The sequence below is a fragment of the Pseudomonas frederiksbergensis genome, assembly GCF_003732275.1.
Lineage (GTDB): Bacteria > Pseudomonadota > Gammaproteobacteria > Pseudomonadales > Pseudomonadaceae > Aquipseudomonas > Aquipseudomonas frederiksbergensis_H.
On sequence record NZ_MOBM01000020.1, the window covers coordinates 38,868 to 60,080 of the forward strand.

At 59.8% G+C, this 21,213-nt stretch carries 20 protein-coding genes; 12 read left to right on the forward strand and 8 right to left on the reverse strand.

Features of this window, described 5'->3' with window-relative positions; translation table 11 throughout:
- Positions 1–169: 169 nt before the first annotated feature.
- From BK662_RS15955 to BK662_RS15970, 4 genes are read left to right on the forward strand one after another with little or no spacing between them, the layout of a single operon-like run.
- Positions 170–1,354: a sensor histidine kinase gene (locus BK662_RS15955; protein ID WP_123358851.1), complete on the forward strand. Its 1,185-nt coding sequence runs from the start codon at positions 170–172 to the stop codon at positions 1,352–1,354.
- A complete protein-coding gene (locus BK662_RS15960) occupies positions 1,351–2,004 on the forward strand; it encodes a response regulator (RefSeq protein ID WP_123358852.1) in 654 nt (217 codons plus the stop codon). The genes BK662_RS15955 and BK662_RS15960 overlap by 4 nt, the downstream gene beginning before the upstream one ends.
- The gene (locus tag BK662_RS15965; protein WP_123358853.1) at positions 2,001–4,328 is read left to right on the forward strand and encodes an ATP-binding protein; all 2,328 of its coding nucleotides are present in this window, start codon (positions 2,001–2,003) and stop codon (positions 4,326–4,328) included. The genes BK662_RS15960 and BK662_RS15965 overlap by 4 nt, the downstream gene beginning before the upstream one ends.
- Positions 4,325–4,789, forward strand: coding sequence for a response regulator (locus BK662_RS15970; RefSeq protein ID WP_123358854.1), 465 nt, complete (start codon positions 4,325–4,327; stop codon positions 4,787–4,789). The genes BK662_RS15965 and BK662_RS15970 overlap by 4 nt, the downstream gene beginning before the upstream one ends.
- Here the strand turns inward: BK662_RS15970 and BK662_RS15975 are convergent.
- Complete coding sequence (locus BK662_RS15975) at positions 4,766–5,683, reverse strand: alpha/beta fold hydrolase (protein ID WP_123358855.1); 918 nt, start codon at positions 5,681–5,683, stop codon at positions 4,766–4,768. The genes BK662_RS15970 and BK662_RS15975 overlap by 24 nt on opposite strands.
- Before the next feature lie 275 nt (positions 5,684–5,958).
- Here BK662_RS15975 and BK662_RS15980 point away from each other — a divergent pair, with 275 nt between their 5' ends.
- Positions 5,959–6,636, forward strand: coding sequence for a glutathione S-transferase family protein (locus BK662_RS15980; protein ID WP_123358856.1), 678 nt, complete (start codon positions 5,959–5,961; stop codon positions 6,634–6,636).
- 85 nt (positions 6,637–6,721) lie between these two features.
- Here BK662_RS15980 and BK662_RS15985 read toward each other — a convergent pair whose 3' ends face one another.
- Positions 6,722–7,996, reverse strand: a complete 1,275-nt coding sequence (locus BK662_RS15985; protein ID WP_123358857.1) for a glucarate dehydratase family protein — start codon at positions 7,994–7,996, stop codon at positions 6,722–6,724.
- Entirely contained in the window at positions 7,993–9,390 is a 1,398-nt protein-coding gene (locus tag BK662_RS15990; RefSeq protein WP_123358858.1) for an MFS transporter, read from the reverse strand. Before BK662_RS15990 ends, BK662_RS15985 begins: the two co-directional genes overlap by 4 nt.
- A gap of 106 nt (positions 9,391–9,496) precedes the next feature.
- Between BK662_RS15990 and BK662_RS15995 the strand changes: the two genes are divergently transcribed.
- Positions 9,497–10,399 carry a LysR family transcriptional regulator gene (locus BK662_RS15995; RefSeq protein ID WP_123358859.1) on the forward strand — a complete coding sequence of 301 codons (903 nt, stop codon included), beginning with the start codon at positions 9,497–9,499 and terminating at the stop codon, positions 10,397–10,399.
- Between the two features lie 137 nt (positions 10,400–10,536).
- Here the strand turns inward: BK662_RS15995 and BK662_RS16000 are convergent, their stop codons facing one another.
- A complete protein-coding gene (locus BK662_RS16000) occupies positions 10,537–10,866 on the reverse strand; it encodes a hypothetical protein (RefSeq protein ID WP_123358860.1) in 330 nt (109 codons plus the stop codon).
- 240 nt (positions 10,867–11,106) lie between these two features.
- Between BK662_RS16000 and BK662_RS16005 the strand changes: the two genes are divergently transcribed.
- Positions 11,107–12,531, forward strand: coding sequence for a homospermidine synthase (locus BK662_RS16005; protein WP_123358861.1), 1,425 nt, complete (start codon positions 11,107–11,109; stop codon positions 12,529–12,531).
- Positions 12,532–12,567: 36 nt separating this feature from the next.
- Here the strand turns inward: BK662_RS16005 and BK662_RS16010 are convergent, their stop codons facing one another.
- From BK662_RS16010 to BK662_RS16025, 4 genes are all read right to left on the reverse strand, one after another.
- Positions 12,568–13,272, reverse strand: a complete 705-nt coding sequence (locus BK662_RS16010) for a phosphoribosyltransferase (protein ID WP_123358862.1) — start codon at positions 13,270–13,272, stop codon at positions 12,568–12,570.
- A gap of 82 nt (positions 13,273–13,354) precedes the next feature.
- Positions 13,355–14,242, reverse strand: a complete 888-nt coding sequence (locus BK662_RS16015; protein ID WP_123358863.1) for a universal stress protein — start codon at positions 14,240–14,242, stop codon at positions 13,355–13,357.
- Positions 14,243–14,416: 174 nt separating this feature from the next.
- On the reverse strand, positions 14,417–15,235 hold the full coding sequence (locus BK662_RS16020; RefSeq protein WP_123359007.1) for an alpha/beta fold hydrolase: 819 nt from the start codon (positions 15,233–15,235) through the stop codon (positions 14,417–14,419).
- 132 nt (positions 15,236–15,367) lie between these two features.
- Positions 15,368–16,261, reverse strand: coding sequence for a LysR family transcriptional regulator (locus BK662_RS16025; RefSeq protein WP_123358864.1), 894 nt, complete (start codon positions 16,259–16,261; stop codon positions 15,368–15,370).
- A gap of 105 nt (positions 16,262–16,366) precedes the next feature.
- On the opposite strand from BK662_RS16025, the gene BK662_RS16030 reads away from it, so the two are divergent.
- The 5 genes from BK662_RS16030 to BK662_RS16050 all read left to right on the forward strand — a co-directional run bounded on the left by BK662_RS16030 (position 16,367) and on the right by BK662_RS16050 (position 21,098).
- Positions 16,367–17,032 (forward strand): RraA family protein, encoded by a 666-nt coding sequence (locus BK662_RS16030; protein WP_123358865.1) that lies wholly within the window; start codon positions 16,367–16,369, stop codon positions 17,030–17,032.
- Entirely contained in the window at positions 17,032–17,694 is a 663-nt protein-coding gene (locus tag BK662_RS16035; protein ID WP_123358866.1) for an RraA family protein, read from the forward strand. The genes BK662_RS16030 and BK662_RS16035 overlap by 1 nt, the downstream gene beginning before the upstream one ends.
- On the forward strand, positions 17,694–18,332 hold the full coding sequence (locus tag BK662_RS16040) for an RraA family protein (protein ID WP_123358867.1): 639 nt from the start codon (positions 17,694–17,696) through the stop codon (positions 18,330–18,332). The genes BK662_RS16035 and BK662_RS16040 overlap by 1 nt, the downstream gene beginning before the upstream one ends.
- Positions 18,329–19,543, forward strand: coding sequence for a pyridoxal phosphate-dependent aminotransferase (locus BK662_RS16045; protein WP_123358868.1), 1,215 nt, complete (start codon positions 18,329–18,331; stop codon positions 19,541–19,543). The genes BK662_RS16040 and BK662_RS16045 overlap by 4 nt, the downstream gene beginning before the upstream one ends.
- Before the next feature lie 331 nt (positions 19,544–19,874).
- On the forward strand, positions 19,875–21,098 hold the full coding sequence (locus tag BK662_RS16050; protein ID WP_123358869.1) for a DUF3422 domain-containing protein: 1,224 nt from the start codon (positions 19,875–19,877) through the stop codon (positions 21,096–21,098).
- Positions 21,099–21,213: the final 115 nt, after the last annotated feature.

The window sequence follows — 21,213 nt, forward strand, 5'->3', positions numbered from 1 at the left end:
CGCGATTCCAATGGTGGTCGATGGCCACACTGTGCCGCTCGAAACGCCGCCCGCCATCGGCCAACCGGAGCCATTTGCCTATGCCATTCGGCAGATAGCGCCCTGCCCCGTTAACAAGGTTTAATGACGCCTCCTGCCCGTATGGGCGTGCCTGCGCCGGACCCCGCCCATGCAAATTCCTGATCATGACCCCGGTAGCGCCCTGGCCATTCGGACCCAATATCGGCAATCGCAAAGTCGCGCCGCGCGACTGCGGCTGTTGGTAGATACCGGCCAGGAACTGACGCAACTGGCCCCCGAAGCCATGCGCCAACGCGTGCTGCAACGGGCCTGTGCCTTCCTGGCGATGGACCACGCGCTATTGCTGGAATGGGACGAGGATGCGCAGGTCAGGACCACCGCCAGTCACGGCAGCCGTGATCGTTTAAACAGCCTCGAACACCTCGCCGATACCGCGATGCGCACTCCGCAATGGCAGGAGCAGCCGAGCGCGGTCCTGCCCAATGTGCTGCGGGTGCCTTTGCGCGGTGGCGATGGCGCAGCGTTTGGTGCGTTGGTGCTGGCCAACAGTGTCAGCATCAGTGCGCCGGACACCGAGGACATCGAATCCCTGCAATTGCTCGCCACCCTGCTGGCCGCGCACCTGGAAAACCAGCGTCTGCTGGATGCACTGGTTGCGCGGGAGCGCACCATGTCCGATCTGGTGCATCGGCTGTTCAGGGCCCAGGAAGACGAACGCAAACGCATGGCTTACGACCTGCACGACGGCCTGGCGCAAACCCTCGCCGGGCTGCATCAACGCCTGCAAGGTTTTGCCGGTCGCTGCCCGCCACTGCCCGAGGAACTCGGTGCGGACTTACAGACGATTCTTGCGTTGGCCCAGCATTGCGTGGGTGAAGGCCGGCAATTGATCAGCGGCCTGCGCCCGACGGTGCTCGACGACTTTGGCTTGCTGAAGGCGGTCGACAAAGAAGCGGATCGCCTGCGCGACGCCGGGATCAAAGTGAACTGGAGCACGCGTTGCGAAGCACGCTTGCCCAGTCAGGTGGAGATCGCCCTGTTCAGGATCGCCCAGGAAGGCATCAACAACATTCTCAAACATGCGCAGGCCTGCCACGTCGTCCTGGCGCTGGAACTGCACGAAGGGCAAGCCTCGCTGCGGGTGGACGATAACGGCAAGGGCTTTGCCATGGAGCAACGCCTCGACACCTGCGGCGCCCGGCACTTGGGACTTGCGGCGATGCGGGAGCGCGCGAGCCTGCTGGGCGGTGATTTCACCTGCGTCAGCCATGCACACGGCGGCACCCAACTGCGCGCCACCGTCCCTTCCGATCTCAATGGAACAGCTCAATGACTGAAGTTTTACGCCTGGTTCTGGCGGACGATCATGAGGTCACCCGAACCGGCTTCGTCGCGCTGCTGGCGGGCCATCCGCAATTCGAAGTGGTCGGCCAGGCCCGCGATGGCCAGGAAGCAGTAGACGCGTGCGAACGCCTGCTGCCCGACATCGTCATCCTCGACATTCGCATGCCCGTGCTCAACGGGTTGGGCGCGGCGCGAATTCTTCAGCAACGCCTGCCGACCCTGAAAGTGGTGATCTTCACCATGGACGACAGCCCGGATCACCTGGAAGCGGCAATGAATGCCGGTGCCGTGGGCTACCTGCTCAAAGACGCCAGCCGCGATGAAGTGATCAACGCCTTGCAACGCGTCGCTGCGGGTGAGGAAGCCCTTAATAGCGCGGTCAGCGCCCGCCTGCTGCGGCGCATGACCGAACGCAACGCCAGTGGTGCCGCCCCTGCCGAATCCTTGACCGCCCGCGAACGCCAGGTCCTCGGGCTGGTGGCCGGCGGTTTCAGCAATCGTGAAATCGGCGAAGAACTCGGCATCACCACGGGCACGGCCAAGGCCCACGTGGAACGGGTCATCGGTAAACTCGGCGCCGCCGACCGAACCCAGGCCGCTGTCCGTGGCATCGCCCTGGGCCTGGTGACCCAGCCATGAAGGTTTCAAACGCTCGACGCTGGGCCGATCTGCCATTACGCGGCAAAGCCCTCGTGGTGATTTCCCTGCCATTGGTGATCCTGTTGCTCTCGCTGGTGCTGATCTACATCACCGAGCGTCAGACCGCACGCGCGGAAGAGGACGTGCGCCGAGTGCTGCTGGTGCAAGGCGACATTCAGGCGGTGCATACGCTACTCGCCGAGGCCGCCGCCAGCGTGCGCGGTTATCTGCTGACCCGCCGCGAGGATTTCCTGCCGGGTTATCGGCAAGCCAAACCCTTGATCGAATCGGCCCTGCGCCGGCTCGACAGCAATGTTCGTGATGAGCGGGTGCGTAAACATCTGGAGGCAATCACCCCGTTGATCGAGACCAAGGTCGAGGGCCTGGTTGAACTGCTCGATGATCGCAGCGCCACACCCGAGTCGATCACCACGATCCTGATCACCAACAAACACATCCTCGACGAATTGCGCGAACGCATCAGCGCCATGCGCACCCTCGAGGATACTTTGCTGGCCGAGCGCACTGCGGCCGCCTCCTCCACTCGACAGCGGTTGTTGTTCTCCACTCTGCTGGCCGCCGCTTGCGGACTGTTTGGCGCCATTGTGGCGGTGCTGTTCCTGTCCAAAGGCATCGTCGCCCGGGTCAAACAGGTCCAGGGCAACGCACAACGGCTGGCACTCGGTCAGCCGTTGCTGCCGCAACCGCCAGAGAACGATGAGATTGGTCAATTGGGCACACGTCTGGTCGAAGCCGGGCTGTTGCTGGCCGAACGTGAACGCGCGTTGCGCGATAACGAAGAGCGCTTGCGGCTGATCATCGACGGGGTGAAGGACTACGGTATTTTCGCCCTCGACACGCGGGGCTTCGTTACCAGTTGGAATGCGGGCGCCGAACGGATCAAGGGCTACACGGAACAAGAAATCGTCGGCCAGCATTTCTCGGTATTTTATCTGTCGCAAGAATGCCCGCAGCATCCCGACATGGCGCTACGCGAGGCCACTCGCGATGGTCATTACATGGAAGAGGCCTGGCGTTGTCGCAAGGATGGCAGCCGCTTCTGGGCCAGCGTGGTGATTACCGCGCAATACGACAGCAGTGGCGCCCTGCGCGGTTTTTCCAAGATCACCCGCGACATCACCGATCGCCGTGCGGCCGAGATCGCGCTGAGCACCGCACGGGAAGAAGCCGAACGCGCCAGCCGCGCCAAAAGCGAATTCCTGTCGCGCATGAGCCACGAATTGCGTACCCCGCTCAACTCCATTCTCGGCTTCGCACAACTGCTGGACATGGACTCGCCCAAGGGACAACGGGCGCAGATCGGTCACATTCTGCGGGCCGGACAACACCTGCTGACCCTGATCAACGAAGTGCTGGACATCGCCAAGATCGAAGCCGGGCGCCTGCCGCTGAATGTTGAAGCCGTGCCCTTGGCGGTGGTGCTGCAAGAAGCCCTGACACTGGTTTCCCCGATGGCCTGCGACGCCGGCATTCAGCTGGTTGAGCTGCCGATGCTGGCCGCCGACAGCGGGATCGTCGCCGATCGGCAACGCCTGGTTCAGGTGCTGCTCAACCTGTTGTCCAACGCCATCAAATACAACCGGCCCCAGGGCCAGGTGCACATCGAAGTCAGGGTTATTCAACAGCGAATTGCCGTGTCGGTCTGCGATACCGGCAAGGGCATTGCGGCCGATCGACTGGAGCAACTGTTCAAGCCATTCGAGCGCCTGGAGACCGATCCGAACGTGGAAGGCACCGGCCTGGGCCTGGCCTTGAGCAAGAGTCTGCTGGAAATGATGAACGGCAGCCTGACCGTCAAAAGCCAGCCCGGCGCAGGCTCCAGTTTCACCCTGGAACTGCCCTTCGTGCGCCTGCAGCCAGTCACCGAGCCACCGGTTGCACGAATCAGCCATCCAACGGTCACGGCCGCCCTCAACGCTCCCGATTACCAAGGGAAAGTGCTGTGCATCGAAGACAATCTTTCGAGCCTGGCCCTGATCGAAACCCTGCTGCAACGACGACCGCACATCCAATTGCTTTCAAGCATGCAGGGGCAAATGGGTCTGGATCTGGCCCGTCAACATGTGCCGCAACTGATTTTGCTCGACGTGGCGCTGCCGGATCTGGATGGTTTCAATGTTCTGCAACGCTTGCGTCAGTCTTCCATCACCCGTGCCATTCCAGTGCTGATGATCACCGCCGATGCCAGCGACCTCACTCATCTGGCGTTGCTGGAAGCGGGCGCGACGGCGGTGCTGACCAAGCCGATTCACATCCCTTCATTTCTCGCCCATCTTGACCAGCATCTACCGGAGCCCGTGTGAACACCGACCTGCGCATTCTGATCATCGACGACCAGCGGCCCAACCTCGATTTGATGGAGCAGTTGCTTATCCGCGAAGGGCTGACCAATGTTTTGAGCAGCACTCAGCCGCTGCGAACCCTGGACCTGTTCAACAGCTTCGAGCCTGACCTGGTGATTCTCGACCTGCACATGCCGGAGTTCGATGGCTTTGCCGTACTGGAACAACTCAACCGGCGCATCCCGACCGGCGAATACCTGCCGATCCTCGTGCTCACCGCCGACGCCACCCGCGATACCCGCCTGCGCGCGCTGGCCCTGGGCGCCAAAGACTTCATCAGCAAGCCACTGGATGCCCTGGAAACCATGCTGCGCGTCTGGAACCTGCTTGAAACCCGCGCGCTATATAAAGCCTTGCGCACCCTGGTCCCGGCAGATCAGATCGAGTTGCTGCGCCAGTTAAAGCCGCACCCAGTTGGCTGACTGAAGGGGCGGAATCACTGACGCTTTGCTACTGAATGTCAGGTCACGGGGCTGGCTCGGTATTTTGGCGACCGGTTGCAGAAAGCCCAGCAAGGCCTGCTGGGTATCATTCCAGGCCGTCGGGTGTTCCATATCGAGGAAGTGCCCGGCGTTCTTGATGGTCTGAAACTGAGCCTGACGGCTATGAGCGGCAAAAAGACGAGCATCTTCCACCGAGGTGTACTCATCCCGTTCGCCGTTGATAAACAGCAGCGGAACTTCGATGGCATCGGCACAGGAAACGTAGCAGTGAGTATCCTGAGTCAGCACCTCATTGACGTGAAAATGCATCTGCCGGTATTCGTGTTCGTCCAGGCTGCTGACATGGCGCTCATTGAAACGCTTGAACAGCGACGGAAGATGTTTGCCGATAGTGCTGTTGATCAAGCGCCCGACATTGCGACGATCGCAGGCCTGAAGAAAATGCCGACCGCTTTCCAGATAATCGCGCATCGGTGTGTTGATCCGTGCGGCGAATGAACTGATCACTGCCTTTTCGATTCGTCGCGGATGCTGCGCCAGCGCCAGCAAGGTCGCTGCCCCGCCCCAGGAAAAGGACATCACATGCTGCGCGCGAAAGTGCTCGATCAACTCCAACAGGATTGCCGCCTCGTCTTCCTTGCGGATCGGTTGGTCGTGCTGGTTGTGTTGTTTCGATTGACCGGCGTAGGGCTGATCGTAGAGGACTACGTTGAAGCGTGGCCGCAGGTAGCGCACCGTTTGGGCAAAAGATGCGGTCGTTGCCAGCGAGCCATTGACCAGAATAATGGTCTTGTCGGCGGTGGCGTTGAGATAATGCTCGGTATAAACCTTGTACTTCTTACCAATCTCGACGATCGCAGTTTTCAACGTCATTTCATTCTCTTCCTTGAACAAATTGGATCAACACCCAGCGTGAATGACTATCCGGCTTCCTCCGGGCAAGCCTGACAGCAAGAACCAGCGACAACGGTACAAGGGCGCTGAGATGAACGCCATGACCAACAAGTCACAAACCGACCAGTGGTTCACAGTTAAGCAGGGATTTTCCCGTGTGCAAGTACGCACGCTTGAAAGTGGCGGCCCTGACGCCCTGCCGACATCCGTCTATGATTGTTCATTACCCCCTCAATCCACCGAGGAGTTGAAAGATGTCGCTGACGCTTTACTACCATCCGCTGGCGTCGTTCTGCCACAAAGTGCTCATCGCGCTCTACGAAAACGGCACCGAATTCGAGAGAAGAATCATCGATCTCGGGGACGCTGCCGACAGCGCAGAACTTCAGGCATTGTGGCCAATCGGAAAGTTCCCGATTATCCGTGACCATGCTCTCCAGCGGAATCTGCCGGAGTCCAGCATCATCATCGAGTACCTGGATCGACTGTATCCAGGCAAACACCGGCTGGTTCCAGACGATTGGGATAGCGCGCTCGAGGTCCGGTTATGGGATCGTTTCTTCGACCATTATGTACAAGTGCCGATGCAACAGATTGTCAGTGATCGCCTACACGCGACCAACGGTGATTTGACCAGAGAGCGGTCCACGCTGGAAACGGCGTACGGCATGCTCGATCGCCGGATGGCGTCCAGAATCTGGGTGGCCAGCCCGGAGTTCAGCATGGCCGATTGCGCCGCCGCCCCGGCACTGTTCTATGCCAGCACGCTCGTGCCGTTCCCCGACGACTACGGCCACTTGAATGCCTATTTCGACAGATTGGTACAGCGACCGTCATTTCAGCGAGTGATCGATGAAGCCAGGCCCTGGTTTTCGTTGTACCCGTTTGCGGATGCCATCGAGCAACGGTTTCTGGCGCCGGATAACACATGAGTGGCTCTGACTGCCTTCGCGCCTGATGCCAGTCGGGCGGGCTGAAGCGCGAAGGGACAGTTGCCGGTTTGTAAGGAATGCGCGATCAAAAACGCGGCTTGACCGTCTTCCACTCCGGCTTGTAACGCTGCATCTGCTTCACGTCATCGCGCTGGCGAATGCCGCAGGTCAGGTATTGATCGTGCAGCTTGCCCAATTGATCGTGATCCAGTTCAAGGCCCAATCCTGGCGCACGGGTGATTTTCACGCAGCCATCGACGATGGGTAGCTTGCCGCCCTTGATCACCTCCTCGTCCGGTTCCTGCCAGGGGTAATGGGTGTCGCAGGCGTAATCAAGGTTGGGCACCGAGGCGGCGACATGCGCCATGGCCATCAGGCTGATGCCCAAGTGCGAATTGGAATGCATGGACACGCCAAGGCCGAAGGTGTCGCACATTTTCGCCAGCGCCTGGGTGTCGCGCAGGCCGCCCCAGTAGTGGTGGTCGGCGAGCACGATCTGCACGCTGTTCAGGGCCACGCTGCGGCGGAACTCGTCAAAGTCAGTGACCACCATATTGGTCGCCAGCGGCAGGCCGGTGCGCTTGTGCAACTCGGCCATGCCGTCGAGGCCCGGCGTCGGGTCTTCGTAATACTGCAAGTCATCGCCCAGCAGTTCTGCCATGCGAATCGAAGTTTCCAGCGACCAGTTGCCGTTCGGATCGATGCGCAGCGGGTAGCCGGGAAAAGCTTTTTTCAGCGCCTTGATGCATGACACTTCGTGCTCCGGCGGCAGTGCCCCGGCCTTGAGCTTGATGCTCTTGAAACCGTAGGCCTCGATCATGCGCCGGGCCTGGGCGACGATCTGCTCTTCGTTCAGTGCTTCCCCCCAGCTGTCTGGTTTGTACGGCGAATCGATGTGTTGCGCGTACTTGAAGAACAGATAGGCGCTGAACGGCACCTCATCACGAATCGCCCCGCCCAGCAGGTCCACCAACGGCACGTTCAGGGAATGTGCCTGGAGATCGAGAAACGCCACTTCGAACGCCGAATACGCGTTGCTCACCGCTTTGCTGGCATGAGAGCCGGGCGCCAATTCCGCACCGGCGATGCTTGGGGTTTTGTTCGCCGCCACAGTGGCCTGCACGATGGCGCGTAACTGGTTGAGGTTGAACGGGTCGAGACCGATCAGCTGACTTTGCAATTGCTGTTGAATCGCCAGCGCCGGGGCATCGCCGTAGCTTTCGCCCAGGCCGATGTAGCCATTGTCGCTCTCGATCTCGATGATCGAGCGCAGCGCGAAGGGTTCGTGAATACCGCTGGCATTGAGCAGCGGTGGATCACGGAAGGCGATGGGGGTGACGGTGACGCGTTTGATTTTCAAGAGGCAGCTCCCTTTGGCTCGGTATTCAAGGCTTGATGGCTGACAGGTTTTTTCGGCGCTGCAGCGTCGACCGGTTTAGCGGTGAGCGAGCGGCGCGTGTCGCCACGCGGTGCCGTGCGGGCAAAAAAGATCACCACGGCCGCTACCAGCGAAGTGGCCGCCAGGCCGTACAAACCGCCTTCGATAGAACCGGTGGTCTGCTCCAGGAACCCGAACGCGGTCGGCGCCACGAAGCCGCCGAGATTGCCGATGGAGTTGATCAAGGCGATCACTGCCGCGGCGATACGCGCATCCAGATAGCCTTGGGGAATCGGCCAGAACAATGCGGAAGCCGCCTTGAAACCAATGGCCGCAAAACAGATGGCGACGAAGGCGAAGATCGGCCCGCCGGTGGTCGACATGAACATGCCGAACGCGGCAATCACCAGCGTCACGGCCACCCAGGCCTGCTGGTATTTCCATTTGCTGGCCATGGCGGCGAAGCCATACATCGCCAGGATGGAAATGATCCACGGGATCGAGTTGAACAGGCCGACCTGGAAGTCGCCCAGGTTACCCATTTTCTTGATCATGCTGGGCAGCCAGAACGTGGCGCCATAAATCGTCAGGGCGATGGAAAAGTAGATAAAGCAGAACAGCGCAATCTGCCGATCGGCCAGCAATTTGAACATCGACGGTTTGACTGTCTGCACGGCTTCGCGAGCCTGCTGTTCCAGGGCGATGGCGCTTACCAGTACGTCCTTTTCTTCGACGCTCAGCCATTTCGCCTCGCGTGGATGGGATTGCAGCCAGAACCAGACAAATCCACAGAGCACGATTGAGGCAAAGCCTTCAATCAGGAACATCCATTGCCAGCCGTGCAAGCTGAGACCGTTGACCTGCAGCAGCGCGCCGGACACCGGACCGGAAATCACGGAGGCAATGGCCGAACCACTGAGGAAAATCGCCATGGCCTTGCCTCGCTCGGTCGACGGTAGCCATTGGGTGAAGTAATAAATGATGCCGGGGAAAAAACCCGCTTCGGCGGCGCCGAGAATGAAGCGCAGCACATAGAAACTGGTTTCGCCACGCACGAAGGCCATGGCCATCGCCGCCGCGCCCCAGGTGAACATGATGCGCGTCAGCCAGGCACGGGCACCGTAGCGTTGCAGCAACATATTGGACGGTACTTCGAAGATGGCGTAGCCGATGAAAAACAGCCCGGCGCCCAAACCATAGGCCGCGGCGCCGATGCCCAGGTCGGTTTCCAGGTGGCTGCGCACGAAGCCGATATTGACCCGGTCGATGTAGTTGACGATGAACATCACCACGAACAGCGGCAGCACATGGCGCTTGACCTTCGCCGCAGCTCGGGCGAGGACGCTAGGGTCCGGCGGACTCTGATGGTTATTCAAGGGGCGACTCCCGTTCATTGTTTTTTTAGGGGAGAAACGATCATGGACGCGCCTATTGATCCCGTCTAATCTAACTTGGCACTCGATTGATACCCGGATTAGATCAATGTTCGAACTGACGCAACTGCGCTGCTTCACCACCGTGGCCACCGAACTCAACTTCCGCCGGGCCGCCGAACGGTTGAACATGACCCAACCGCCTCTTAGTCGCCAGATTCAATTGTTGGAGCATCACCTGAGCGTCGAGTTGTTCACCCGCAGCACGCGCAGCGTCGCTTTGACCGCCGCCGGCCGTGCCTTTTTCATCGAAGCGCAGAACCTGCTGGAGCGCGCTCAGCAAGCCGCCGTGACAGCCCGGCGCTTCGCCGAAGGGGACATCGGTACGGTCAACATCAGCTTCGTCGGCAGCGCCGTTTACGAGTTCCTGCCCAAGGTCATCGCTGAAGCACGGCTCAAACAGCCTCAGGTCAAAATCGATCTGTCGGAGATGAACACCTACCAGCAACACGAAGCCCTTCGCGCCCGCCGTATCGATCTGGGCATTGTTCGCGCGCCGTTGCTGGAGCCGGGCTACGCCACCGAATGCCTAGTGCGTGAACCCTTCGTATTGGCCGTCCCCCACAATCATCGGCTGGCCAGCGCCGAAACCGTGTCCGTCAAAGACCTGGACGCACAACCCTTCCTTATGTACTCCCATGCGGCGTACCCGCCGTTCAACGAACTGCTGACCGGTATGCTCCGCTCGGCCCGCGTCGCCCCGGAATATGTGCAGTGGCTCGGCTCGTCCCTGACCATCCTGGCCCTGGTCAACGCCGGAATGGGCCTGGCCCTGGTGCCGCGCTGCGCCACCAGCGTCGTGTTCAAGAACGTGGTGTTTCGCGATATCGATCTGGGGGAAGGCGTGCAAAGCGAGCTGCATTTGATCTGGTGCGAGAACAACGACAACCCGGCGTTTGCGATGTTGCTGGAGGGGATTCGAAAGGCTGTCAGAGAGGGATGGGGGTTGTGAGTTGCCTGCGCAACCCGCAGGAGCTGCCGCAGGCTGCGATCTTTTGATCTTTCCAACAAGCGACTCGTTGCCTGCACAAACGCCAAGTCAAAAGATCGCAGCCTGCGGCAGCTCCTACAAATTAGCCGTCCTCCAGGCTACCGTTGCGCCAGTTCATGGTTGATGCATTGCTCGTAATACGTTTGCTTGATTCCAGCAGGCTTGAGGCGCGAGGGACTGTTATAGGTTTGTTCGGTAATCCCCATGGCCGTCATGCGCATCCACGGCCGGGGGAATTTTCGCGATTGCAGTTTCTTGCGTGCCCCGTAAAGCGTGAATCCGGAAAGCTTCGACGCTTGCGCGTCTGCGGCTATGTCCGAGCCCCAGCTGCAGACGAAACGACTGTTCTTGCTCAGGTCCTTTGCCTGAGCCTCAAGCGAGAGAGTCACCAGGACAAACATTGCAGCCATCCATACCAAAGTCCGCATATCGCCAATGCCTAACCTTCTGAAAAGAAAGCAAGTCTGACAACGAAATGGACATCCGGGGGCCAGCAGTTCGCCTCATTCTCGTGAGTTTTTTTGGTCTCTGTGGGCGCAGTAGACGCTCCTTGACGGTGGCCGAAATTTTTTGAGTTTTAAGTGAGCGTTGCAGTCTCTAGTTGAGAACGTCGTGATTATCGACAGGTCATTCACGGCGAATGCGCTGTCAGGCAGTGGAGGCAATCGATGTCCGACCTTGAGCATGTCACTCAGCCCTTTAATGCCAGGCTGGTGATGATCGGCTTTGGCTGTATCGGAAAAGGCGTACTCCCGCTGCTACTGCGTCATCTTGAGCTTGAGCCGCAGCGACTGCTGATCCTCAGCCCCGATGAAGATGCACGCTTGCTCGCGCAGGAATTCGGCGTCGCACACCGAACCGAGAAACTGGATCAGAACAATTACGAGGCGGTGCTGGCCCCTCTTTTGAGCGCTGGCGACTTTCTGCTCAACCTCTCGGTGGGGGTATCCAGCCTGTCCCTGATTCAGTTCGCCCAGCGTAAAGACGTGCTGTATCTGGACACCTGCATCGAGCCGTGGGAAGGCGGTTATACCGATCCCGACAAATCCCTGTCCGAACGATCCAACTATGCATTGAGAGAAGCGGCACTCCGGCTTCGGGATGAAAGCGCGCAAGGCCTGCCCACCGCCCTCTTGACCCACGGGGCCAATCCGGGGCTGGTATCCCATCTGGTCAAGCAGGCACTGTTCAACCTCGCCCGGGATTTGGGTGACACAACCCCCCTGCCCGTCACTCGCGAAGAATGGGCGCAACTGGCCCGCCGGCTGAATATCCGCTGCATTCACATTGCCGAGCGCGATTCGCAGTATGCATCGCAACACAAAACCGCCAACGAGTTCGTCAATACCTGGTCAGTGGACGGGTTCATCAGTGAAGGCAGCCAACCGGCAGAGCTGGGTTGGGGCAGCCACGAGAAAGCGCTTCCCGAGGATGGGTATTACCACGCCTTTGGGTGTCAGGCCGGGATCTACCTGCAACGTCCCGGTGCCTCCACGCCGGTTCGTACCTGGACACCCTCGACGGGGCCAACCCACGGGCTGCTCGTGACCCACAACGAAGCCCTGTCGATTGCCGACTACCTGACTCTTGGCCAGGGAAGGCAGCCAATCTACCGGCCGACCGTCCACTACGCCTATCGCCCCTGTGACGATGCATTGCTCTCGGTGCATGAACTCGCCGAGCGCAACTGGAAACCCCAGACCAGCCAACGTCTGCTCAATGACGACATCCTCGATGGCGATGAGGAACTCGGCGTGCTGCTGATGGGGCATGCCAGAAACAGCTATTGGTATGGCTCGCGCTTATCGATCCACCAAGCCCGGGCCCTGTGCCCCCATAACAGCGCCACCAGCCTGCAAGTGACGGCGGCAGTGCTGGCCGGCGTGATCTGGGCGATTCGCAATCCTCAACGCGGCATCATCGAACCGGATGAATTGCCCTTCAGGGAGATTCTGCAGATCTGCATGCCCTACCTGGGAAAGGTAGAAGGCATTTATACCGACTGGACGCCGCTTTCCGGACGTCACTCACTGATGCCCGAGCAGACCGATGAATCCGATCCATGGCAATTCGTGAACGTCAGGATTACTTGAAGGCCTGACGTGGTTTATTCCACGCCAGGCAACGGCTCAAATACCGGAACCGTTCTGAAATGAGTCGCCCGAACCGGTCTCTCTCTGCCACGCCCGGTGCAGAAGATCGATGACTTCTTCATCCGATGTCTGCGAAAAGTCCGTGTACCAATGCCCGATCGAGATCAGCCAATCAGGGATCAGCGGGCAGATCAGCTCGTCCACTTCGTCGCGCAGCGCCTCTGCCGTCTCAAGGGGGGCCACCGGCACGGCAACGACGATGCGGGACGGCGCTTGCAGGCGCACGGACTGTATCGCGGCCATCATCGTGGCGCCTGTCGCCAGGCCATCATCAATCAGGATCACCACCTGATCCTTGAGCGCCACAGGTGCGCGGGATGCCCGGTATACCCGCTCGCGACGCAACAATTCCTGCGTTTCCTTTGCAACCACGCCATCGAGCGTGCGTTGATCAATACCGTTAGCCCGCAGCGCATCTTCATTGACGATTTGTATGCCGCCGCTGGCAATCGCGCCCATGGCGAACTCCTGGTGGGTCGGTACTCCCAGCTTGCGCACCAGCATCAGGTCCAGGCGAACCTCCAGGGCCGTGGCCACTTCATAGGCGACCGGAACGCCGCCACGGGGCAAGGCAAGGACGATGACGTCGGCTCTTTTAGCGTATTTAAGCAACGGTTCCACCAGGCCTCGGCCGGCATCGACCCGGTCATGCAAGATGGTTTGCAATGAAGGACTAGTCATTTGAAAACCTCCCAGGGGCGGGAGCCCCAAAAAACGGGCGTTCGTTTGACGGCGGCCATCATTCCAATAGGGGCGTGCGCCCCTAGACCGCCAGAATGCTGCAAGGTACCTGGTACAGAATATGTTCCGTCGTGCTGCCAAGCAGCCGCTCCAGACCACGGTATTGAGCTCTGCCCATCACGATCACATCCACTTGATGCTCATTGGTAAATTCGCTCAGTACCGAGACAGGGTGCCCCATGATGAAATGCCGGCATTCAGCGGTCACACCGAACCGAGCGGCCAACTGGAGAAAAGACTTTTCCAGGTCGCTGCGCAACTCCCGGGTAAGCTCCGCGAGCGTCAGACCGGCGTCCATATCCGCCAGAAAGGCTGCCGAAATGTCACACGCGTACAGCAGATGCAGCTCGGCATTGCACTGCAGCGCAAGGCTCGACGCCTGCAGGATGATCCGGTCATTGAGTTCATTGTTCGAAGGCTCGGTGTCTGACACATCAACCGCGGCCACCACCTTCTGCGGCAAGGCATGGCATTCACCCCCCACCAGATAAACCGGGACCGGACAATGGCGCAACAAACGCCAATCCAGCGGCGTGAAGAACGCGCGCTTGAGCACCGGCTCATGCTGCACTTGCTTGATCAACAGATCGGGCTGCATTTGCGTGACGAGGTCAAGGATGTCCTGGCGCATGTTGTCAGCCCATGCGACTTCGGTTGTCACCTCGATCCCCCGGCCGTGCATCTTTACCGCCTGTTCCTCGAGCCAGTCGCGGTGCTCCTGCAGGTAGGTCGCCCGAGCCATTTTGCGGTCGCCTTCTTCGAGCAGCGACAGAATGTCCAACGAGGGAATCAGGCCGGCAATGTGCAAGCTTGCCCCGCTGGCCTTGGCCAGGGCGGCGCCATGGTTTATCGCAGGCGAATGGCGCAGCAGCGGGTTGATGATCAGTAATAACCGTTGATACTGGCTCATGATCTGACTCCAGACAGGTTGATCCTCGACGCCGGCTCGAGAATCCAGCATCAGGCCCAGACTCCGCCATTAAAGCCTCTTAAGCGTTGATTTATATCAATTCCTTGAATGAGGCATTGCAGGGGCCACTTGAAAAGAATAGTTCACAACGGTGCTGTGCAACTCGTGCCGGACTCATCCGCGATGGCCGTTCGCCTGAAAATCGGCGATCTGCTGCCACATCGCGATCGGGTTGGAATACATGGGGAAATGCCCGCACTGCGCAATCGGCGCCAACCGCACGCCTTGGGCCTGAATATGCGGCAGATAGGACAATGAAGCGTTCTGCTCGCCGTACATGAACATGCGCGGGCATTGCAGGCCGAGGAACTTGCCCATCAAGTCGGCGTTGTCGGAGAGATCGACCATTGACTCGAAGATCCCGCGCACCGCTCCGGCACGAACCTTGTGCCGCAAACTGGCGGAATAAAGCGCACTGGCATAAGCCGGCGCGTGCCGGGCGCGTTCGATGAAGGCGGCGAAAAACACCTCGGGATCGTCCGCCGGGTAATCGACGATCTGCCGGCTGAGGAAGCAGTCTTCCGGGGCGATGTTGCCCTCGATGTCGACGAAGCTGAGCACCCGGTCCGGGCACTGATGAGCCAGCATCAGTGCGGTCAGTCCGCCCATGGAATGGCCGACCAGATGAAAACGTTCGATACCGAAATGCTCCAGTACCTGCAACGCGGTCTTCAGCAGAAAGGGGATGGAAATCCGCGAAAGGTCACTGCACTGGCTTTCCCCGCAACCCGGAGCGTCATAAGCGACGAAAGGATGACCGGCGAAGGCAGCCTGCTGCACGATGTCGGCATAGTCTTCCTTGGTCGAGCCAAACCCATGCAGGAACACAATCGGCGCCAGGCCACCGTCGCGATGAAGGGTGGCGATGTTCAACTGGACGCCCTCCACTGTCAGAGGGATGTACGCTTGAGTGAAGGTTTCGGGTTTGGACACGTGATGGATTCCTTGAACGAAAAGGGTGACCGCCGGGCCGAAATTGCCGCCCGCAGCAAAGCCGACAATTTCGCGGGGATCGGGGCCTTCTGTAAATTCCTCATTCGGGAATACCGTCATAGGTCAAACCTATCAAACTGTTTTTTGCAGCCGTGCGACCACCTCCTCCACCAGCGGATTCGGCCGATCGGCGTTCCAGGCCACCGCTGTCGTCACCACATTGAGCGGCTGGCTCAGTGGTCGCAACACCACATTATCGGGGGCCAGTTTTTTCAGCGACGCCGGCACCAAAGCGATGCCTTGTCCACAACTGACGAAAGCGATTTGCGAAGCGACGGAGCGCACTTCATGCAGCACGCGTGGAGAAAAACCGCTGGCGCGGCAGGTCGCGATCAGGTTGTCGAAGTACACCGGGCTGACCTTTCGGGAAAACATCACCAAGGGCTCTGTGGCCAGGCTCGACAGGCTGATTCGCTTGCGCGAAGCCAATGGATGATCGCTGGGCAGGGCCACGACAAGGCGATCTTCAGTCAGCGGTAGCGACTTGATCGAGGCCCCCAAATCACCGTCCAGACGGGCGAAGGCCAGGTCGATGTCCCCGGCTTCCAGCGCAGGTACGGCTTCGACGCTGTCGATTTCCCGCACGGACACGGTGAGGTGCGGGTAATCGATCTTCAGTTGCTCGATCAACCCGGGCAACACATCGAACATCGCCGTGGAAATCGCGCCGACGGTCAACATCCCCGACTGCCCCGCCACCGCCTCCTCCACGGCCAGTTCCAGGCGTTCCAGTTGCTCGGCGAACTTGCGCACCGCCGGCAGGATCGCCGCACCCACCGGAGTCAGCTTCGCCCCTCGCCGCGAGCGATCGAACAGCTTGACCTTGAGCGCCTGCTCCAGCACTTGAATCTGCTCGCTCAGCGGCGGCTGGGACATTCCGAGGCGTTTGGCGGCGCGGCCGAAATTCTGTTCTTCGGCAACGGCCAGGAACAACCAGAGGTGACGAATCAGACGAAAATTGATCATGGCTAATCCATAGGTTTAACGTATGTAATGCTTCTGTGATTAGTAATATACCTATCAAATTGTCTCGCTGACACTGGGCGCCTCCGTCACCACTGAGGCTTTCCCATGATCAATAAGAGTTTACTGGATCGCTTGGCGGCGCTGGACACCAACACGGTTTCCGACGCACTCGACTTCCTCGGCCTGCCGGGCACCACCGTGGGGCTACGTCCGCTGTGGAACTGCCCGAAGATCGTCGGCCGCGCCAGTACCGTATTGCTGGCGCCCAAGTCAGACACCGTACCGACCGTGCACCTGATTACCCCGGTGGTTGAACAGATCGACAGCGACGATCGTGTGTTGGTGATCGCCGGCGGTATCGAAGGTATTTCCTGCTGGGGCGACATCCTCGCCAACGCGGCGGCCGGCAAGCAGGTGCGCGGCACGGTGATCGACGGTTTCAGCCGCGACATCGACGGTAGCGAAGCGATTGGTTACCCGGTTTATGGCCGTGGGGTCACCATGATCAGTGCGCGCAACCGCGTGGTGCAGATCGATGCGGCGGTGACGATCAAAGTAGCCGGTGTCGACGTCAGCGAGGATGACTATGTCATTGCCGATACCTGCGGAACCGTATTCGTCCCCCAAACCTATATCGAAAAGGTCATCGATCTCGGCGAGCGCATCGCCCGCCGCCAGGACGGCATGGTCGAGGCCGTTCGCAGCGGTCGCTCGGTGGCCGAGGTGATGCATGACACCCAATTCGAAGCGATCCGCGTGGAGCACGTCTGATGAATCTTGAAGATAAAGAACTGGTCGCCTTGTTTGAAGGCCTCGACACTCCTGGCGTCTCCGATGCCCTGGACAAGCTCGGCCTGCCCGGGCAATGCCTCGGTGTGGCGCCGCTGGACAATTACCGCAAGGTCATCGTCGGACCGGCGTTCACCGTGCAGTACGTCTCGGCCAGTGTCCCGCCGGGCACGGTGGGCGACTTTATCGAAGACGTCGCGCCCGGCGACGTAGTAGTGATCGACAACGGCGGCCGCACCGACTGCACCGTCTGGGGCGACATCATGACCCAGTACGCCGGCACCCGACAGATCGCCGCCACGGTCATCGACGGGGTGTGCCGTGATGTGAACAAAGCGCTGGGCGATGGCTATCCGATGTTCAGCAAAGGTCGCTTCATGCGCACCGGCAAAGACCGCGTGCAAGCGCAGTCGGTCAACCAGCCGGTGTCCATCGGCACGGCGCGGGTCTGCTCCCGTGACATCGTGATCGCAGACGCCAATGGCGTGGTGATCGTGCCTCGCGCCCATGCCGCTGAAGTGGCGGCGTGTGCCCGTCAGATCGAATCGGTCGAAGCCGACATTCGCGCCCTGATCACCCAAGGCAAAACCCTTAAAGAAGCCCGGGCCGCCCTGGGTTACCACAACCTGCAGAGGAAAGTCTGATGACGACGCTCCCCTTCCCCCTGGATTTTCGTGTGCGGGCAAAAATACTGGGCAGCTCGACACTGTATGAAGCGTCCCATCTGCCCTGCGCGGTCGACAGTGCGATCCGCCCGATCTGGGACGGCGCCTTCATCGCCGCCCCCGCCTACCCGCTGGAATGTTCGCCGGGCGACAACCTGGCCCTGCATCTGGCGATGGAACGCGTACCCCGTGGCAGCGTACTGGTCGTGGGCACCGGCGGCTTCATCGCCGGTTACTGGGGCGAGGTGCTCACCGTGGCGGCCGAAGCGGCTGGTGTGGTTGGTCTGGTGATCGATGGTGGTGTACGCGATATCGCTGCGTTGAAGAAACGCCAGTTCCCGGTATTTGCCCGTGGCATTTCGGTAAAAGGCACGGTCAAGACCAGTGCCCCCTCAGTGGGACAACCGTTCAATTTCAATGGTGCTTTCGTGGCGCAGGGCGATCTGGTGGTGGCTGACGATGACGGCGTGATCATCATCCCCAAGACCGATGTGGCACGTACCCTCGCAGAAGGCGAAGCGCGCGCGAACAAGGAAGCGCAAATGATGCAGGCGCTGACCGAAGGCCGCTCCACGCTGGAACTGATGAACCTGACAGACTGGAGAACCCGGGCATGAGCAACGACATCCAGCGCCTGAACCAACGCCTGGCCAGCGCACAACCCTCGGCGACTTATCGGATCATGGACCGAGTGGCGGAGCGCCGGGCACAAGGAGCGAAGATTATTTCGCTGTGTGCCGGCGAACCCGATTTCGATACCCCCAAACATGTGCGTGAGGCGGCCATTCATGCCATCGAGAACGGCCACACCCGCTACACCCAGGTCGCCGGTGTGCGCTCGTTGCGAGAAGCGGTGGCGGCCAAGTTCCGCCGCGAAAATGGCCTGGATGTGAGCTGGCAAGACACGTTGGTTTGCAACGGTGGCAAACAAGTGATCTACAACGCCCTGGCCGCCACCCTCAACGAGGGCGACCAGGTCATCGTGCCGGCGCCGTATTGGGTCAGTTACCCGGAAATGGTGCAACTGTGCGGCGGTGAAGTGCAGATCGTCACGTGCGATGCCGGTACCGGTTTCAAACTGACGCCGGCGGCACTGGCCGCCGCGATCACCCCGCAGACCCGTTGGTTGATCCTCAATTCACCGTCCAATCCGACCGGTGCGGTTTATAGCGAAGCGGAACTTCGTGCCTTGGCGGCGGTGCTGCTGGATCATCCCCACGTGCTGATTCTGGCCGATGATATCTATGAACACCTGATCTTCGACGATCAAGCGTTCTACACCCTGGCCCAGGTGGAGCCACGACTGGCACCGCGAACCCTGACCATGAACGGTGTCTCCAAAGCCTACGCCATGACCGGCTGGCGCATCGGTTTTGCCACCGGGCCGCGCTGGTTGCTGGAGGCTATGGAAAAGCTGCAGGGCCAGCAGACTTCTGGCGCCAGCTCGGTTTCGCAGCAAGCCGCACTCGCCGCGCTGGAGGGGCCGAAAGACTTCATCCGCGAAAGCCGTGGCGCTTTCCAGGGTCGTCGTGATTTGATGGTGGCGCTGCTGAACGACACGCCGGGGCTGGAATGTGTGAGCCCGGCGGGCGCGTTCTATGCGTTCGCCTCCTGTGCGGGGCTGATCGGCCGCACCTCGCCGGCCGGTCGAGTGCTGCACACCGACGAAGATGTCGCCCATGCGCTGCTCGACGAAGCGGATGTAGCGGTGGTGCATGGCAGTGCCTTCGGCCTTGGCCCCTACATCCGCATTGCCTACGCCCTGGACGACGCGTCATTGCGCCAGGCCTGCGAGGCCATTCGAGCGTTCTGTACAGCGTTGCGTTAAACCTGTGGGGGCTTGCTCGCGAAAGCGGCGTGTCAGGCGACATTAATGTTGACTGTGCCACCGCCTTCGCGAGCAGGCTCGCTCCCACATTGGGCCAGCGTTGATCACAACACTCCCGAACGACACTGTACGAGTGTGGGAGCGAGCCTGCTCGCGATAGCGGTGTGTCAGGCGACATCAATGTTGACTGTGCCACCGCCTTCGCGAGCAAGCCCGCTCCCACAGGTTCTGTGGTTGGCTGACAGCATTGGGTAATCAACGGTTTGGTTTGTGACTCGGGTATTCGTCATCCTGTCCCAAGAACAAACAACTCCAACATGGCCCAAACAGCATGCATCCGCAAAGACTGATCCTGCACAACGAGTTGCACGCGCGCCCTTCTCTGTATTTCGACGAGCCCGCCCACGTGTTTCATCTGGCGTTTCTGGCGAATGACGGGCAGTGCGACACCCTGCTGAGTCGCTGCTGCCCCGGCCCGGTCGACCCGGATACGGCCCAGGGCATCACCGAGCTGGAGGGCCATGCCTTGAAGTGGGAGCGGCACGCGGAATTCCTGACGCTGACGCTGGTGGTGCCCTCCTCCGGTCACGAGCCATGCTGGAGCCCGCCACCCAGAGCCTTGATGGACCGAGTCGAGCCTTTCATGCAGCACGTGATCAACGCGGTGCAGATTGTGGTGCGCACTGATACGTCCTTTACTGGCGATCTGTCTGTTTATGGATTCAAAGATCCTAGCGGCTCTTGCATCGGTGGAGGCGATGCGACGGTCTGGAGCGATTTTCGCCTGAGCGAGGACGGCACCAACCGTTTCCTGTTCATTAATAAACGCCTGAATGCGTATCGGCTGGGACGGATGATCCGCCGCCTGCTCGAAATCGAAACCTACCGAATGATGGCTTCGCTTTCACTCATCACCGCGAAAGCCTTGAGCACTCAGCTCAACGTCTTCGACAAGACCCTGGTAAACCTCTCGGAACGTAACGCCGGCCCCGACACCGGAAATGCGAAAGCGTTGCTGACCGACATTGCCAACCTGTCGGCGCAAGTGGTCAGCAGCAGCGCAAAAACCCGACACCGTTTCAGCGCCACCCAAGCCTATGCGCAGCTGGTTTTCGAACGCTTGGGCGAACTGCGCGAAAGCCACGTGGGTGATTGCCAGCGGCTGGGTATCTTCATCGAAAGACGCTTCAAACCCACGGTCAGATATTGCGCCGTCACCGAACAACGCCTGGAGCAACTGGCCAAAAGCGTGGCCAACCTCGGGGACTTGTTGCAGGCCCGTGTTCAGGTCGAAATGGAAGAGCAGAACTCGGAAATTCTGAAGAGCCTGAACGCCCGTGCCGACACTCAAATCAAAATCCAGCGCGCCGTCGAAGGCCTGTCGATTATCGCCATCACCTATTACTTGTTGAGCCTGTTCAAGCTGTTCTACTCGGGATTGCATGTCATGGGCGCGGATATATCCGCGAGAGACGCCCTGCTGGCCATGACCCCGCTCGCGCTCTGCGTCCTGCTGTTTATTTTGATCAGAATCAGGAAAGCCAAAGAGCATTGATGCCGGGGCTAAAAATCCATCAATGGATCCATTAAAACGTTAACAAACAGAATAAATTTGACAAACACCCCACAAACCACCATTAATGGATCCACTAAATAACAAAAACAGCCTT

What these genes read in the sequence shown, in the direction of transcription:
- BK662_RS16005 (WP_123358861.1), top strand. Translation starts at nt 11,107, where the DNA reads ATGTCCGACCTTGAGCATGTCACTCAGCCCTTTAATGCCAGGCTGGTG.
- BK662_RS15995 (WP_123358859.1), top strand. Translation starts at nt 9,497, where the DNA reads ATGTTCGAACTGACGCAACTGCGCTGCTTCACCACCGTGGCCACCGAA.
- BK662_RS16045 (WP_123358868.1), top strand. Translation starts at nt 18,329, where the DNA reads ATGAGCAACGACATCCAGCGCCTGAACCAACGCCTGGCCAGCGCACAA.
- BK662_RS16015 (WP_123358863.1), bottom strand. Translation starts at nt 14,242, where the DNA reads ATGAGCCAGTATCAACGGTTATTACTGATCATCAACCCGCTGCTGCGC.
- BK662_RS16050 (WP_123358869.1), top strand. Translation starts at nt 19,875, where the DNA reads ATGCATCCGCAAAGACTGATCCTGCACAACGAGTTGCACGCGCGCCCT.
- BK662_RS16035 (WP_123358866.1), top strand. Translation starts at nt 17,032, where the DNA reads ATGAATCTTGAAGATAAAGAACTGGTCGCCTTGTTTGAAGGCCTCGAC.
- BK662_RS16030 (WP_123358865.1), top strand. Translation starts at nt 16,367, where the DNA reads ATGATCAATAAGAGTTTACTGGATCGCTTGGCGGCGCTGGACACCAAC.
- BK662_RS15960 (WP_123358852.1), top strand. Translation starts at nt 1,351, where the DNA reads ATGACTGAAGTTTTACGCCTGGTTCTGGCGGACGATCATGAGGTCACC.
- BK662_RS16010 (WP_123358862.1), bottom strand. Translation starts at nt 13,272, where the DNA reads ATGACTAGTCCTTCATTGCAAACCATCTTGCATGACCGGGTCGATGCC.
- BK662_RS15955 (WP_123358851.1), top strand. Translation starts at nt 170, where the DNA reads ATGCAAATTCCTGATCATGACCCCGGTAGCGCCCTGGCCATTCGGACC.
- BK662_RS16040 (WP_123358867.1), top strand. Translation starts at nt 17,694, where the DNA reads ATGACGACGCTCCCCTTCCCCCTGGATTTTCGTGTGCGGGCAAAAATA.
- BK662_RS15965 (WP_123358853.1), top strand. Translation starts at nt 2,001, where the DNA reads ATGAAGGTTTCAAACGCTCGACGCTGGGCCGATCTGCCATTACGCGGC.
- BK662_RS15980 (WP_123358856.1), top strand. Translation starts at nt 5,959, where the DNA reads ATGTCGCTGACGCTTTACTACCATCCGCTGGCGTCGTTCTGCCACAAA.
- BK662_RS15975 (WP_123358855.1), bottom strand. Translation starts at nt 5,683, where the DNA reads ATGACGTTGAAAACTGCGATCGTCGAGATTGGTAAGAAGTACAAGGTT.
- BK662_RS16000 (WP_123358860.1), bottom strand. Translation starts at nt 10,866, where the DNA reads ATGCGGACTTTGGTATGGATGGCTGCAATGTTTGTCCTGGTGACTCTC.
- BK662_RS16025 (WP_123358864.1), bottom strand. Translation starts at nt 16,261, where the DNA reads ATGATCAATTTTCGTCTGATTCGTCACCTCTGGTTGTTCCTGGCCGTT.